This window comes from Mycobacterium sp. 050128 (assembly GCF_036409155.1).
Classification (GTDB): domain Bacteria; phylum Actinomycetota; class Actinomycetes; order Mycobacteriales; family Mycobacteriaceae; genus Mycobacterium.
In genome coordinates, this window is sequence record NZ_JAZGLW010000001.1 from 3,445,395 (window position 1) to 3,460,787 (window position 15,393).

General features: G+C 66.5%; 12 protein-coding genes and 1 pseudogene. 9 read left to right on the plus strand and 4 right to left on the minus strand.

Annotation, left to right across the window (positions count from 1 at the left end; all coding sequences use genetic code 11):
• The first annotated feature begins 20 nt into the window (after positions 1–20).
• On the plus strand, positions 21–2,048 hold the full coding sequence (locus SKC41_RS16565) for a cytochrome c oxidase assembly protein (RefSeq protein WP_330978562.1): 2,028 nt from the start codon (positions 21–23) through the stop codon (positions 2,046–2,048).
• Positions 2,049–2,083: 35 nt separating this feature from the next.
• Here SKC41_RS16565 and SKC41_RS16570 read toward each other — a convergent pair.
• A pseudogene (locus tag SKC41_RS16570) lies at positions 2,084–2,224 on the minus strand (hypothetical protein); the annotation flags it as partial.
• A gap of 215 nt (positions 2,225–2,439) precedes the next feature.
• On the opposite strand from SKC41_RS16570, the gene SKC41_RS16575 reads away from it, so the two are divergent.
• The 5 genes from SKC41_RS16575 (at position 2,440) to SKC41_RS16595 (ending at position 10,675) form a co-directional block, all read left to right on the plus strand.
• Positions 2,440–2,913 (plus strand): single-stranded DNA-binding protein, encoded by a 474-nt coding sequence (locus SKC41_RS16575; protein ID WP_330978563.1) that lies wholly within the window; start codon positions 2,440–2,442, stop codon positions 2,911–2,913.
• A gap of 86 nt (positions 2,914–2,999) precedes the next feature.
• Positions 3,000–4,676, plus strand: coding sequence for an energy-dependent translational throttle protein EttA (gene ettA / locus SKC41_RS16580; RefSeq protein WP_330978564.1), 1,677 nt, complete (start codon positions 3,000–3,002; stop codon positions 4,674–4,676).
• A gap of 103 nt (positions 4,677–4,779) precedes the next feature.
• Positions 4,780–9,606, plus strand: coding sequence for an NAD-glutamate dehydrogenase (locus tag SKC41_RS16585; protein ID WP_330978565.1), 4,827 nt, complete (start codon positions 4,780–4,782; stop codon positions 9,604–9,606).
• On the plus strand, positions 9,603–10,016 hold the full coding sequence (locus tag SKC41_RS16590) for an acyl-CoA thioesterase (protein WP_330978566.1): 414 nt from the start codon (positions 9,603–9,605) through the stop codon (positions 10,014–10,016). Before SKC41_RS16585 ends, SKC41_RS16590 begins: the two co-directional genes overlap by 4 nt.
• Before the next feature lie 32 nt (positions 10,017–10,048).
• Positions 10,049–10,675: a hypothetical protein gene (locus SKC41_RS16595; RefSeq protein ID WP_330978927.1), complete on the plus strand. Its 627-nt coding sequence runs from the start codon at positions 10,049–10,051 to the stop codon at positions 10,673–10,675.
• Between the two features lie 8 nt (positions 10,676–10,683).
• On the opposite strand, the gene SKC41_RS16600 is transcribed toward SKC41_RS16595, so the two are convergent.
• The 3 genes from SKC41_RS16600 to SKC41_RS16610 form a co-directional block, all read right to left on the minus strand.
• On the minus strand, positions 10,684–11,700 hold the full coding sequence (locus SKC41_RS16600) for a pyridine nucleotide-disulfide oxidoreductase (RefSeq protein WP_330978928.1): 1,017 nt from the start codon (positions 11,698–11,700) through the stop codon (positions 10,684–10,686).
• A gap of 75 nt (positions 11,701–11,775) precedes the next feature.
• Positions 11,776–13,341 carry a glycoside hydrolase family 13 protein gene (locus SKC41_RS16605; RefSeq protein WP_330978567.1) on the minus strand — a complete coding sequence of 522 codons (1,566 nt, stop codon included), beginning with the start codon at positions 13,339–13,341 and terminating at the stop codon, positions 11,776–11,778.
• Between the two features lie 25 nt (positions 13,342–13,366).
• A complete protein-coding gene (locus tag SKC41_RS16610; protein WP_330978568.1) occupies positions 13,367–13,762 on the minus strand; it encodes a globin in 396 nt (131 codons plus the stop codon).
• Between the two features lie 142 nt (positions 13,763–13,904).
• On the opposite strand from SKC41_RS16610, the gene SKC41_RS16615 reads away from it, so the two are divergent.
• From SKC41_RS16615 to SKC41_RS16625, 3 genes are all read left to right on the plus strand, one after another.
• Positions 13,905–14,576 carry an HNH endonuclease gene (locus SKC41_RS16615; RefSeq protein ID WP_330978569.1) on the plus strand — a complete coding sequence of 224 codons (672 nt, stop codon included), beginning with the start codon at positions 13,905–13,907 and terminating at the stop codon, positions 14,574–14,576.
• A gap of 67 nt (positions 14,577–14,643) precedes the next feature.
• Complete coding sequence (gene ctaJ / locus SKC41_RS16620; RefSeq protein WP_330978929.1) at positions 14,644–14,868, plus strand: aa3-type cytochrome oxidase subunit CtaJ; 225 nt, start codon at positions 14,644–14,646, stop codon at positions 14,866–14,868.
• On the plus strand, positions 14,855–15,322 hold the full coding sequence (locus SKC41_RS16625; protein ID WP_330978570.1) for a DUF5130 domain-containing protein: 468 nt from the start codon (positions 14,855–14,857) through the stop codon (positions 15,320–15,322). Before ctaJ ends, SKC41_RS16625 begins: the two co-directional genes overlap by 14 nt.
• Positions 15,323–15,393 lie beyond the last annotated feature (71 nt).

Here is a 15,393-nt window from a genome sequence, read left to right on the forward strand (position 1 = left end):
CCCGCCCATACCCTGGATGTATGACGGTTGGCCAGTCCACAGCCAAGGCCAGAGAGCTGGTGTGGCCGCTGCTTACCGGCGTCGCGGTGCTGGCCGGCTGCACGGCCGCCGGCATCGGGGCGTTGTCGCTGGCCGATGCGCTGACGGCCACCGGACTGCCCGATCCGGGCCCGGCGACCACCCTGGGCCTGCCGTTTGTCCGGGCGGCGGGCGAGATCGCCGCGGTGCTGGCCGTGGGGTCGTTTCTCTTCGCGGCGTTTCTGGTGCCGCCGCAAACCTCCGGCGTGCTCGACGCCGGCGGCTACCGGGCGCTGCGGCTCGGGACGGTCGCGTCCGGCGTGTGGGCGGTGTGTGCCGCACTGCTGATCCCGCTGACGATTTCCGATGTATCCGGTCACCGGTTGGCCGAGATGCTCGATCCGGTGCGGCTCTGGTCGTTGGCGAGCCTGGTCAACACCGCCTCCTCGTGGCGCTGGACGGCGTTCCTGGCCGCCGGCGTCACACTGGCCAGCCTGGCGGTGCTGCGCTGGTCGTGGACGCCGCTGCTGCTGGCCGGTTCGTTGATCACGTTGATCCCGCTGGGGCTGACCGGCCACTCGTCGGCCGGCGGCTCACATGACCTGGCCACCAACAGCCTGCTGATCCACCTCGTCGGCGCCAGCCTGTGGGCCGGTGGGCTGCTGGCCCTGCTGGCGCACGCGCTGCGCGGCGGCGACCACCTCGCCCTTGCGGCGCGGCGGTTCTCGGCGATCGCGTTGTGGTGCTGGGTCGCGATGGCACTCAGCGGTGTGATCAACGCCCTGGTGCGGGTGTTGCCGGCGGACCTGCTGACCACCACCTACGGGCGGCTGGTGCTGGCCAAGTTCGTGGCGCTGTGTGCACTGGGCGTGCTGGGCTGGCGCCAGCGCCGCACCGGAGTCGTTGCGCTGCAACGTGATCCCACTTCGCGCAGCGCGCTGATCCGGCTCGCGCTCGTCGAGGCGGTCCTGTTCGGCGTGACGTTCGGCATCGCCGTCGGGTTGGGCCGCACCCCGCCGCCGCCACCGCCGATCCGGCTGCCGTCCATCCCCGAGGCCGAAATCGGTTACGACTTCGACGGCCCGCCGACGGTGGCGCGCATCCTGCTGGACTGGCGTTTCGATCTCATCTTCGGCACGGCGGCAATCGTTTTGGCCGCGCTGTATATCGCCGGTGTGCTGCGGCTGCGCCGCCGCGGCGACCACTGGCCCTCCGGCCGGATCCTGGCCTGGCTGCTGGGCTGTCTGACCCTGTTGTTCGTGACGTCGTCCGGGGTCGGCCGCTACATGCCGGCCATGTTCAGCATGCACATGGCCGCGCACATGGGGCTGTCGATGCTGGTGCCGATCCTGCTGGTGCTCGGAGCGCCGGTCAGCCTCGCGCTGCGGGCACTACCCGCCGCCGGCCGCGACGATCCGCCGGCCATGCGCGAATGGCTGTTGGCCGCGCTGCACAGCCGGCTCTCCCGCGTCCTGACCAATCCGATCGTGGCCACTGTGTTGTTCATCGCGGGCTTCTACGGCCTGTACTTCGGCAGCATCTTCAACGACGCGGTGGGCAGCCATGCCGGGCACCTGGCGATGAACTTGCATTTCCTGGTCAGCGGCTACCTCTTCTATTGGGTGGTGATCGGCGTGGACCCGACGCCGCGGCCGATCCCGCCGCTGGCCAAGGTGGGCGTGGTGTTCGCGTCGCTGCCCATGCATGCGTTCTTCGGCGTGGAGCTGATGGGCACCCCGACCGTGCTGGGGGAGGCCTATTACCGATCGCTGGGCTTGAGTTGGCATACCGATCTGCTGGGGGATCAGCGCTTGGGCGGCGGAATCGCTTGGGCGGCAGGCGAAGTGCCGCTCGTGATCGTGATGCTCGCGTTGCTGGTGCAGTGGGCCCGCAGCGACGCGCGCACCGCGCGGCGTCTGGACCGAGCCGCTGACCGCAACGACGACGCCGATCTGAGCGCCTACAACGCCATGTTGGCCGAACTGGCCCGGGGGCCCAAGCCGGCGTCGCCGCGCGAACCGCGAGCGTAACGTCACGGCGATTTTCGGCCCGTGGTGGGCGAGTAGCGGGCGAGCTCGGCGACGATCTCCACGATGCGCCCATCGATCGCGTTGCGCTGACCCGCCAACTCCGCTAACTCCTCGAACAACACCTCCACGCGCTCAGCAGGGCTCACTGCCGCAGAAGGCGAAGTGGTCGCAGACATAACGTCACCATCGCAGCCAGGTGTGACAAATCTCGGCGCATCCGCGCCCCCGTGCGGCGCCTCGCACCCTTATCCCCAGTCGCGACCTTCTGCACAGGTGTGGCCCGGAGCGGCGGGAGAACCTGACGGATCGCCGGTGACTCGTCGGTGTCTGCGCGCTCAATGAGCGGCAAGCACGAGCAACACCTAAGACACCTGCGAAAGGAAATCCAGCCATGTTCGAAACCCAGCTGACCGTCGTCGGTCACATCGTCAACGATCTGCAGCGCCGCAACGTCGGCGGCCAGGAACTCATCAAGTTCCGGGTGGCCAGCAATTCCCGTCGGCGCACCGGTGAGGGGAGTTGGGAGCCGGGAAACTCGCTGTTCATCACCGTCAATTGCTGGGGAAAGCTGGTCACCGGGGTCGGGGCCGCGCTGGGCAAGGGCGCGCCGGTGATCGTGGTGGGCCACGTGTACACCAGCGAGTACGAGGACCGCGACGGTAATCGCCGTTCGTCGCTCGAGATGCGCGCGACATCGGTCGGCCCGGATTGCTCGCGCGCGATCGTGCGCATCGAAAAGCCCGGCTACGCCGGTCCCGACGCGGAACCCGCGCCTGCCCACTCTGCAGAGTCGGCAACCGGGGATGAGGCCGTCGATTCCGACGACCGCGCCGAGGAGTCTGAACCGCTGTCTCTGTCGGCATAGCCGACGGCGTCGGGTCGGCACCGTCCGGTGATGCCTAGGATGGTCCGCGAGATCATTCTCGAACACCAGAAAGGCAAAACCGCGGCATGGCTGAGTTCATCTACACGATGAAAAAGGTCCGCAAGGCGCACGGCGACAAGGTCATCCTGGACGACGTCACGCTGAGCTTCTTCCCGGGCGCCAAGATCGGTGTCGTCGGGCCTAACGGCGCCGGTAAGTCGAGCGTCTTGCGGATCATGGCCGGACTGGACAAGCCGAACAACGGCGACGCGTTCCTGGCCAACGATGCCACGGTCGGCATCCTGCAACAGGAGCCGCCGTTGAACGAGGAGAAGACCGTTCGCGGCAACGTGGAAGAGGGCTTGGGCGAAATCAAGGTCAAGCTCGACCGCTTCAACGAGGTCGCCGAGCTGATGGCCACCGACTACTCCGACGAGCTGATGGAGGAGATGGGCCGGCTGCAAGAGGACCTGGACCATGCCGACGCGTGGGACCTCGACTCGCAGCTGGAGCAGGCGATGGACGCGCTGCGCTGCCCGCCGCCCGACGAGCCGGTGACCAACCTCTCCGGTGGTGAGCGCCGCCGGGTGGCGCTGTGCAAACTGCTGCTGTCCAAGCCCGACCTGCTGCTGCTCGACGAGCCGACCAACCACCTGGACGCCGAGAGCGTGCAGTGGCTCGAAGCGCATCTCGCCGCCTACCCTGGTGCGATCCTGGCCGTCACCCACGACCGCTACTTCCTGGACAACGTCGCCGAATGGATCCTGGAACTCGACCGCGGCCGCGCCTATCCGTACGAGGGCAACTACTCGACGTACCTGGAGAAGAAGGCCGAGCGGCTTTCGGTGCAAGGGCGCAAGGACGTCAAACTGCAGAAGCGGCTGCAAGAGGAACTGGCGTGGGTGCGCTCCGGGGCGAAGGCGCGCCAGGCCAAGAGCAAGGCCCGCCTGCAGCGCTACGAAGAAATGGCCGCCGAGGCGGAAAAGACGCGCAAGCTCGATTTCGAGGAGATCCAGATCCCGGTCGGGCCGCGGCTGGGCAATGTGGTGGTCGAGGTCGACCACCTGGACAAGGGCTACGACGGACGCACCCTGATCAAGGATCTGTCATTCACCTTGCCCCGCAACGGCATCGTCGGCGTCATCGGGCCCAACGGTGTCGGTAAGACCACGCTGTTCAAAACGATCGTCGGTCTCGAGGAGCCGGACAGCGGCACGGTCAAGGTCGGCGAGACCGTCAAGCTCAGCTACGTCGACCAGAGCCGGGCCGGCATCGATCCGAAGAAGACCGTCTGGCAAGTCGTCTCCGACGGGCTGGACCACATTGTCGTCGGCCAGACCGAAGTACCGTCGCGGGCGTACGTGTCGGCGTTCGGATTCAAGGGCCCCGATCAGCAGAAGCCGGCGGGTGTGCTGTCCGGTGGTGAGCGCAACCGGCTCAACCTCGCGCTGACGCTGAAGCAGGGCGGAAACCTGATCCTGCTCGACGAGCCGACCAACGACCTCGACGTCGAAACGTTGGGTTCGCTGGAGAATGCCCTCGAACAATTCCCCGGCTGCGCGGTGGTGATTTCGCACGACCGCTGGTTCCTCGACCGCACCTGCACGCACATCCTGGCTTGGGAGGGCGACGAGGACAACGAGGCCAAGTGGTTCTGGTTCGAAGGCAACTTCGGTGCATACGAGGAAAACAAAGTAGAACGGCTCGGAGCCGACGCCGCCAGGCCGCACCGGGTGACACACCGCAAGCTGACTCGGGACTAGTGTCACCTTTGCCAGCAGCCCCGCAACGACGCGCCCGGGTCGGTCGCCGAGATGTGGGGTGACTGAGCGTAATGCCATCCGTCCTGAGTAGGGAGCTAACGGCATGACGATCGGTTCGGGACCGAAGCAGGAAACTACCCCGTGGACCGCGTTCTCCACGATGTCGGACGTTCCCGACTGGATCTCCAAGGCCTACATCGAGACCTATCGCGGCCCCCACGACAAAGAACCCGGAACCCTCGAAACCGGCGTCATCGACCTGACCATCCCGGCCACCATCCTCACGCCGAAGTTGCTGAGCGCGCACTACCGGCTGGGCCGGCACCGGCCGCCCGGCGAGAGCTGCGTCGCGGTCTACCCGCCCGACGATCCCGCGGGCTTCGGGCCCGCGCTGCAGGTCGTCACCGACCACGGCGGCATGCTGATGGACTCCGTCACGGTGCTGCTGCACCGGCTCGGTGTCTCCTACTCCGCCCTGATGACCCCGGTGTTCGACGTGCAGCGCAACCTGGCGGGGGACTTGGTCAGCATCGAACCCAAGGCGCCCGGCACCCCGCAATACGTCGGCGAGGCGTGGATCCACATCCAGTTCGTGCCGTCCGTCGATACCAAGGCGCTCGCCGAGGTCGAGAGGGTGCTGCCCAAGGTCCTCAGCGACGTCCAACAGGTGGCCACCGACGCCGCAGCGATCATCGCCGCCCTGAGCAACCTGGCCGCAGACGTCGAAAACAACCCCGGCGGGCGTTTCACGGCCCCCGACCGTGAGGATGTCGCGGCGCTGCTGCGCTGGCTGGGTGAGGGGAACTTCCTGCTGCTGGGCTACCAGCGATGCCGGGTGCACGACGGTTTGGTCTCCGGCGACGGGACCAGCGAGCTCGGCGTGCTGCGCAGCCGGAGGGGTTCTCGCCCGCGACTGACCGACGACGACAAACTGCTGGTGCTGGCGCAGGCCACCGTCGGCAGCTACCTGCGCTACGGCGCCTATCCCTATGCCATCGGGGTGCGCGAGTACGCCGACGGCGGCGTGATCGAGCACCGCTTCGTCGGGTTGTTCACCGTCGCGGCGATGAACGCCGACGTGCTGGAGATCCCGTCGATCTCGCGCCGGGTCCGCGAGGCGCTGGCGATGGCCGACAGCGACCCCGTGCACCCGGCTCAGTTGATCCTCGACGTGATCCAGACCGTCCCGCGTTCGGAGTTGTTCACCCTCAGCGGCGAACGGCTTTTCACGATGGCCAAAGCCGTGGTGGATCTGGGCTCCCAGCGCAGAGCGTTGTTGTTCGTGCGGGACGACCGACTGCGCTACTTCGTCTCCTGCCTGGTCTATGTGCCCCGCGATCGCTACACGACCGCCGTGCGGTTGCAGATCGAGGACATCCTGGTCCGCGAATTCGGCGGGACGCGACTGGAATTCACCGCGCGAGTCAGTGAATCGCCTTGGGCGCTAATGCATTTCATGGTGCGACTGCCCGAAGATGCGGGCCCGGTCGACGTCTCCGAAAAGAACCGGATGCGAATCCAGGCGCTGGTCAGCGAGGCCGCGCGCACCTGGTCCGACCGGCTCGTCGCCGCCGCACCCACGGGAACGATCACGCACGCCGACGCCGAACACTACGCCGATGCTTTCTCCGAGACATACAAGTCGGCGGTGACCCCCGCCGATGCGATCGGCCATATCAACATCATCAACGAGCTGACCGACGATTCGGTCAAGCTGGTGTTCACCGATCGCGGCGAGGAAACCGCGCAGCTGACCTGGTTCCTGGGCGGGCACAGCGCCTCGCTGAGCCAGCTGCTGCCGATGCTGCAGAGCATGGGCGTCGTCGTGCTCGAGGAACGCCCGTTCACGGTCATCCGACCGGACGGATTGCCGGTGTGGATCTATCAGTTCCGGATCTCGCCGCACCAGACCATCCAAGTGGCGCGGACGCAAGCAGACCGCGACGCGACGGCGGAACGATTCGCCGAGGCCGTCACCGCGATTTGGCACGGCCGGGTCGAAGTCGACCGGTTCAACGAGCTGGTGATGCGCGCCGGGCTGAGCTGGCAGCAGGTCGTGCTGTTGCGTGCCTACGCAAAGTACTTGCGGCAAGCCAACTTTCCCTACAGCCAGTCTTACATCGAATCGGTGCTCAACGAGCATCCCTCGACCGCGCGATCGCTGGTGCGGCTGTTTGAGGCGTTGTTCGACCCCAGCGGATCGGCGACGAGCCGCGATGCGCAAGCGGCCGCCGCCGCCGTCGCCGCGGACATCGACGCGTTGGTCAGCCTGGACACCGACCGCATCCTGCGTGCCTTCGCGTCACTGGTGCAGGCCACGCTGCGTACGAATTACTTTGTGACGCAGGAGGGTTCGGCCAGGGTCCGCAACGTGCTGGCGATCAAGCTGGACGCCCAGCTGGTCGACGAGCTCCCGCTGCCGCGGCCCAAATACGAGATCTTCATCTACTCACCGCGCGTCGAGGGCGTGCACCTGCGGTTCGGCCCGGTGGCCCGCGGCGGGCTGCGCTGGTCGGACCGGCGCGACGACTTCCGCACCGAGATCCTGGGTCTGGTCAAGGCGCAGGCGGTGAAGAACGCGGTCATCGTTCCGGTCGGGGCCAAGGGCGGTTTCGTCCTCAAGCGCCCCCCGCTGCCCACCGGCGACGCCGCAGCCGACCGCGACGCGACCCGCGCCGAGGGCGTCGCCTGCTATCAGCTCTTCATCTCCGGGTTGCTGGATGTCACCGACAATGTCGACCACTCAACCGGAAAGGTAAGCCCCCCACCGCAAGTGACGCGCCGCGACGGTGACGACGCTTACCTGGTGGTCGCCGCGGACAAGGGCACCGCGACCTTCTCCGACATCGCCAACGACGTCGCCCACTCCTACGGGTTCTGGCTGGGCGATGCCTTCGCCTCCGGCGGATCGGTCGGCTACGACCACAAGGCCATGGGAATCACTGCCAAGGGCGCCTGGGAAGCCGTCAAACGACACTTCCGCGAGATGGGCGTCGACACCCAGACCGAGGACTTCACGGTGGTGGGCGTCGGCGACATGAGCGGCGACGTGTTCGGCAACGGCATGCTGCTGAGCAAGCACATCAGGCTGGTCGCCGCGTTCGATCACCGGCACATCTTCTTGGACCCCGACCCCGACGCGGCGAGGACGTGGCCGGAGCGTCAGCGGATGTTCGACCTGCCGCGGTCCAGCTGGGAGGACTACGACAAGTCGCTGATCAGCGAGGGCGGCGGGGTGTACAGCCGCGAGCAGAAGTCGATCCCGATCAGCCCGCAGGTGCGTCTGGCCCTCGGCATCGACGACGAGGTCACCGAGATGGCCCCGCCCAACCTGATGAAGGCAATCCTGCTCGCGCCGGTGGACCTACTGTTCAACGGTGGCATCGGCACCTACGTCAAAGCCGAATCCGAGTCCGACGCCGACGTCGGCGACCGGGCCAACGACCCGGTGCGCGTCAACGGAAACCAGTTGCGCGCCAAGGTGATCGGTGAGGGAGGCAACCTCGGTGTCACGGCCCTGGGCCGCGTCGAATTCGACCTCGCGGGTGGGCGGGTCAACACCGACGCGATGGACAACTCTGCCGGCGTGGACTGCTCCGACCACGAGGTCAACATCAAGATCCTGATCGACTCGCTGGTCACCGCCGGCAAGGTCAACGCCGACGAGCGCAGCGCGCTGCTGGAATCGATGACCGACGAGGTCGCGAAGCTGGTGCTCGCCGACAACGAGGACCAGAACGACCTGATGGGCACCAGCCGCGCGAACGCGCCCAGCCTGCTGCCGGTGCACGCATTGCAGATCAAGTTCCTCGAAGAAAACGGCGTCGACCGTGAACTGGAAGCGCTGCCGTCCGAGAAGGAAATCGCGCGGCGCACCGAAGCCGGCCTCGGGCTGACCTCACCCGAGCTCTGCACGCTGATGGCCCACGTCAAGCTGCTCCTGAAAGCGGAAATGCTGACCACCGAACTGCCGGAGCAGGACGTCTTCGCGTCGAGGTTACCCCGTTATTTCCCAACGCCATTGCGGGAGCGGTTCACCCCGGAGATCCGCACTCATCAGCTGCGCCGCGAAATCGTTACGACGATGCTGATCAACGACATGGTGGATGCCGCCGGCATCAGCTACGCCTACCGGCTCACCCAGGACGTCGGCGTCGGGCACACCGACGCGATACGCACCTGGGTCGCCACCGACGCCATCTTCGGGATCGACGAGATCTGGCGCGGTATCCGCGCGGCCGATATCCCGGTCGCGCTGTCGGACCAGATGACCCTGGATACCCGACGTCTGATCGACCGCGCCGGACGCTGGCTGCTCAACTACCGTCCGCAGCCGCTGGCCGTCGGCGCCGAGATCAACCGCTTCGCCGCCAAGGTCAAAACGCTGACCCCCCGGATGTCGGAGTGGCTGCGCGGTGACGACAAGGCCATCGTCGAACAGGAAGCCGCAGCGTTCGCCGCCCAGGGTGCGCCGAAAGAGCTGGCCTACCTGGTGGCGGCCGGTCTGTACCGCTTCAGCCTGCTCGACATCATCGACATCGCCGACATCACCGAGACCGAAACCGCCGACGTCGCGGACACGTATTTCGCGCTGATGGACCGGCTGGGCACCGACGGCCTGCTGACCGCGATATCCGCGCTGCCCCGGTACGACCGCTGGCATTCCTTGGCGCGCTTGGCAATCCGCGACGACATCTACGCGTCGCTGCGGTCGCTATGTCTCGACGTGCTGGCGGTGGGAGAGCCGGACGAAAGTGGGGAAGAGAAGATCGCGGAGTGGGAGCACATCAGCGCGTCCCGAGTGGAGCGGGCAAGGCGAACACTCACCGAAATCTATGCGAGCGGCGCCAAGGATCTCGCGACGCTGTCGGTGGCCGCGCGACAGATCCGCCGCATGACCCGCACCAGCGGACGGGGGACTTCGGGGTGACCGTCGGATTCGTCGCCCAGGTGCCGGTGCGCTGGTCGGACATCGACATGTATCAGCACGTCAACCACGCCACGATGGTCACGTTGCTGGAAGAGGCGCGGGTTCCGTTCCTCAAACCGGCTTTCGAGGTCGACATCTTGGAGATTGGGCTGCTGATCGCCGACGTACGGGTCACCTACAAGGCACAGCTGAAGTTGGTTGATTCGCCTTTGCAGGTGACCATTTGGACCAAGCAGCTGCGGACTGTCGACTTCACGCTCGGTTACGAGGTGCGTTCGGTCGGCGCCGATCCGCAGTCCAAACCGGCCGTCATCGCCGAGTCGCAGCTGGCCGCAGTTCACATCCAGGAGCAGCGGCTGGTGCGCCTGGGGCCACAGCATCGGGGGTACTTGCAACGGTGGCTGCGTTAGCTGATCGCGGATTGTGGCTGGGTCCGGCCTCGATGGCGGCCCATCGCGCCGACCTGGCTGCGTTCGTCGATCGTGCGCTGCACCTCGACGATGCCGCGGTCGTTCGGCTGCGGGCTCGCTCATCCGGTTTGCTAACAGCTTGGACGGCAACGGGTTTCGACGTGCTCGCCAGCCGGGTAGTGCTGGGCCGGGTGAGCCCCGACGACATGACGGTCGCCGCGGACGGGTTGGCCCGCGGGCTATCGGCAATGGACGACACCGGCTACGTCGACCCGGGTTTCGCGATGGACTCGTCGTGGCGCAGTGCACTTCCGCCGGAGTCCGGCTTCACCCACCTCGACGACGTGCCGGCCCAGGTGATGCTGGATCTGGCGCAAGAAGGCGCGCGGCTGGCCAAGGAGCACAGCAGCTCGCACGGCCCGCCGGCCTCGCTGCTCGACCAGGAGGTGATCCGGGTCAGCTCGGCCGACACCAGCGTCGGGCTACCGATGCGTTGTGTGTTCGCTTTGACCGCAATGGGTTTCCTGCCGCAGTCAAGGGATTCAATCGACGCGAGCGAAATCATCCGGGTTCGCACCCTTCCGGCCTGGTTGCGTCTGGACGCCCGCTTCGGATCGGTGTACCGCCGGCGCGGTGCGGCGGCGATAGTGCTGCGCTGAGCGTTGGCTCAGGTCGGGTATGACAACCACAACGGCAAGACGGCATCCAGGTAAACCATAAACTTCTTGAGCCCCACCCGGTATTGCCCGAATCCGTAGGGATCTTCGGCATATTCCGGAAACGCGATGCCCAGCCCGAAGAGCCCCGGGGCAAGGATTCCGTTTCGCCTGTTGTAATCCAGCGGGCCCCACTGCGGCGTCTCGGGCAACTTTCTGCGCTCGAAACCGACGGTATAGACCACGCGATCGCACTGCGCGAGTTTGTCGTCGAATTCCGGGCCCGAAACCCAGCACCTGTCCAGCCGTTCCGGATAGCCGCCATCGATGTTCTCCCGTGCCCACGCGGCCGCCCGGCCTTTCAGGCCGGTGTCGTCGAACAGGATCCAATCATCGAAGTACACAGCATATTTCAGCGGGCTCTGGTAGAAGTTGATCACCCTTTTGACGGGGTGGCCTAGCAGATTCGGCAGCACGATCATCGACGAGTGCGACGAGCCGAAGACGGCCACCGTCGCGCCGTCGAGCGACTGCCCGGCCAGCCGGCCGGGATCCAGCGCGACCTCCACGGCAATCTCCTCGAGGCCAGGATAAGCAAGCTTTTTGGGCACCGCGCCGACGGCGAGGATCACATTTTCCGAGACGATTTGTTGTTGTTCGGTTTCAATTCTCCATTGCCTATTGGCCAGAAAAAGCGCGGTCGCCGTTGTCTGAAAGACGTGTACCCGCTCCCGCAGGTGCGCAGTTATCCACACCAACGGATCGGCCACCAGGTCGAGGGCGCACGTCTCGCCCGGCTCGACATCCTGCAGCGCGAGCGGCGGTGCCTCCGAGAACCTAAATGCCGCAGAGCCATTCAGGAAGTGCAGGAAGGTTTCGGCGATCGTATTACTCGACACCGCCCGCCACTTCTGGCCGAGATCGCCTGCCGCAAAAGCGGGATCGATCCAGGCGATCTTCTCCGCCGCGATGCCCTGATCTAAAAGCCTTCCCACCGCCGCAATTCCGGCAGGACCGGCCCCGATCACTGCCCACGCGTACGCTGCCATGTAACACATATAGGCCAGCGCGGGCCGCGGCGCGAATCGGTCCCCGGTGGGACGCTAGACCAACCAGGCCGCCGCGTCGGTCGGCAACTGACCGTCGACCAACGGCGCACTGGCGAAAATGAGTTCGCCGGCGGGCAGCGGCATCGGACGCTGTCCGGTGTTCAGCGCGCACACCAGGCCCCCGGGCCGCCGGAATGCCAGCGCATCGTCGGTTGCGGTCAGCCACTCCAGCTCGAGGCCGTCGAATTCGGCGCGCTCCCTGCGCAATTTGAGCACCGTGCGGAAGAACGCCAACGTCGAGTCGGGATCGGCGTCCTGCTTCTCGACCGTCAGCGACGCCCAGTCGGCCGGCATCGGCAACCAGGTGTCGGGCGAGCTGGAGAACCCGAACGGGGGAGTGTCGCCCGACCACGGCAGCGGAACCCGGACCTTGTCGCGACCCCGCTCGGTGTGCCCGGACCGTTCCCAGGTCGGATCCTGCAGCACCTCTTCGGGTAGGTCCAGCACGTCGGGCAGTCCGAGTTCCTCGCCGTTGTAGATGAACACCGTGCCGGGCAGGGCGAGCATCACCATCGCCATCGCCCGCGCCCGGCGCAGCCCGATTTCGCCACCGCCGTAGCGGGTGACCTCACGGTCAATGTCGTGGTTGGACAGCGTCCAGGTCGGAACGGAGTCATAGATGGCGGTGGCCTTCAGCGAGTTCTCGACGGCGTCGTGAACTTGGTGCGCGTCGAAGGCGACCTTGGTCAGCCGGAAGTTGAAGCCGAGATGCAGTTCGTCGGGCCGCAGGTACTCGGCCCAGAGCATGTTGTCGAGCACCCATACTTCGCCGATGGTCACCGCACCGTCGTACTCGTCGACGATCTTGCGGATCTTGCGATGGATGTCGTGCACGGCCGCGTTGTTGAACCGCGGGTCATCATCGCTGTGCGACAAGACCTTGACGGCTTCCTTCGCGTCGGGCAGGCCGGCCGGCTTGGCCATCCCGTGCGCTACGTCGATGCGGAAGCCGTCCACCCCACGCTCCAGCCAGAACCGTAGCGACGCCTCGAAGTCGTCGAAGACCTCAGGGTTGTCCCAGTTCAGGTCCGGCTGGTGGGTGTCGAACAGGTGCAAGTAGTACTGGCCGGGATTGCCGTCGGGCTCGACCACTCGCTCCCAGGCCGACCCGCCGAAGACCGACGTCCAGTTGTTCGGCGGCAGCGCCCCGTCGGGCCCCTGGCCGTCGCGGAAGTAGTAACGCTCCCGGGCGTCGGTGCCGGGGCCGGCGGCCAGCGCGGCCTGGAACCACGCGTGCTGGGAGCTGGTGTGGTTGGGCACCACGTCCATGGTGATCTTGATGTTGCGCTGGTGGGCCGCGGTGATCAGTCGTTCGATCGCGGGCATCCCGCCGAACAGCGGGTCGATGTCACGCGGATCGGCGACGTCGTAGCCGTGGTCGGCCATCGGCGAGACGGTGACCGGACTGAGCCAGATCGCGTCGATGCCGAGCCGCACCAGGTGATCGAGATGGGCAACGATGCCGTCGATGTCGCCGACGCCGTCGCCGTTGCTGTCGGCGAAGGACCGTGGATAGACCTGGTAAAAGACCGCGTTTGACCACCATGCTGCGGGGCTCATATTGCTCCGTTCGGTTGCGAGGTATCTACAAAGGCGAATTGACGAGTGAGTGTGCAGCCATTTCCAGATAGTTCAGCAGCTCTCGGCGATGCTCGTCGTCGAGCGTCTGTGCGTCGATCGACGCCACGGCGGTGTGCATGCAGCGCAACCACGCATCGCGCTCGATCGGGGTGATCCGAAACGGCACGTGACGCATCCGCAGCCGCGGGTGCCCGCGCTGGTCGGAGTAGGTGCGCGGACCGCCCCAGTACTGCTCGAGGAACATGCGCAGCCGCTCTTCGGCGCCCTGCAGGTCGTCCAGCGGATACAGCTCGCGCAGGATTTCGTCCTCGGGGACCTGGGCGTAAAAGCGCGCCACGATCGTTTTGAAGGTCTCGGCACCGCCGACGGCATCGTAGAAGGACTGTTGTACCTGATCCATCACCCCCCATTGTGGTGCATCGGCATGCCGGCGCAGTCAAACGGGCGGAGTCGCCCTGCTGTTCACCGGTTCGACACGGCGTGCAGCAACAATTAGGCGTGCGATTGGCGACGAATCATGGTGGACTATCCGCGGAGGATTTATGGCGCAGGGCAAGAGACGCCGCAGCCACCGAAGTTCAGGGGCCGCGGCAGGGCTGACCGGACCCACAACCGCGTCGTCCCTGCATAGCGTTTCCCACCGCCCAGCCCCGGGCGCCGATACCCATCCGCCCAACCGGCACGAAAGCGCTTCGATCTGGAGTCGCCGCCGGGTTCTGCTGCTGAATTCCACCTACGAACCGCTGACCGCGCTGCCGATGCGGCGCGCGATCGTGATGGTGATCTGCGGCAAGGCCGACGTGGTGCACCACGACCCATCCGGCCCGGTCATCCACTCGGCGAGCGAGTCGATCCTGGTGCCGTCGGTGATCCAGCTGCGGACCTACGTCCGGGTTCCCTACCGGGCCCGGGTGCCGATGACCCGCGCCGCGCTGATGCACCGCGACCGCTTCTGCTGCGCCTATTGCGGAGGGAAGGCCGACACCGTCGACCACGTCGTGCCGCGTAGCCGCGGCGGCGGCCACTCGTGGGAGAACTGCGTCGCCTGCTGCTCGACCTGCAACCACCGCAAGGGCGACAAGCTGCTCGCCGAACTCGGTTGGGCACTGCGCCGGGCTCCGCTGCCGCCGACCGGGCAGCATTGGCGACTGCTGTCCACGGTCAAGGAAATGGATCCGTCGTGGGTCCGTTACCTCGGCGAGGGCGCGGCCTGACGGCCAATCTTGTGTCCAAGCGCGCCGTGGGATCACTGCGTGGGATACGGTTTCCGTCGTGAGCGCTATGGAGATTCACCTGTACGTGGTTGGAATCCCGGCGTTGCTGGTGATCGTGCTGGCGGCGCTGATCTGGTCGCGCAAGGGGCCGCACCCGGCGACCTACAAGATGTCCGAGCCGTGGACGCATCCGCCGATTCTGTGGGCTGCCACCGACGAATTCGTCGGCCACTCACACGGACATCACGCATCGGAGTTCTCGGTCGGAGGTGGCGCCAGTGGCACATGGTGAGGTAGCGACGAAAGCACCGGCGGCACTGCCCGTCGGCTTCGCGGTCACCACCAGCGGACGGGTTTCCGGCGTCACCGAGCCCGGTGAGCTGTCGGTGCACTACCCCTTCCCGATCACGGACCTGGTCGCCATCGACGACGCCCTGAAATACGGCTCGCGCCAGTCGATGACGCGGTTCGCCGTCTACCTCGGCGATCTGGGCAGCGACACCGCGGCCCGGGCGCGCGAGATCCTGGCCGGCGTGCCGACGCCGAACAACGCGGTGCTGCTGGCCGTCTCGCCCGACCAAGCGGTCATCGAGGTGGTCTACGGCTCCGAGGTCCGCGGACGCGGCGCCGAGTCGGCCGCCCCGCTGGGCGTGGCCGCGGCCTCGGCGGCGTTCGAGCAGGGGCATCTGGTCGACGGGCTGGTCAGCGCGATCCGCGTGCTCAGCGCCGGTATCACGCCGGCTTAGGGCCATGAGCCACGTCACGTCCCGGGGCGCGACCACGGGGCGTGGCGTTGTCGCGCTGACGTTCGCTCTGC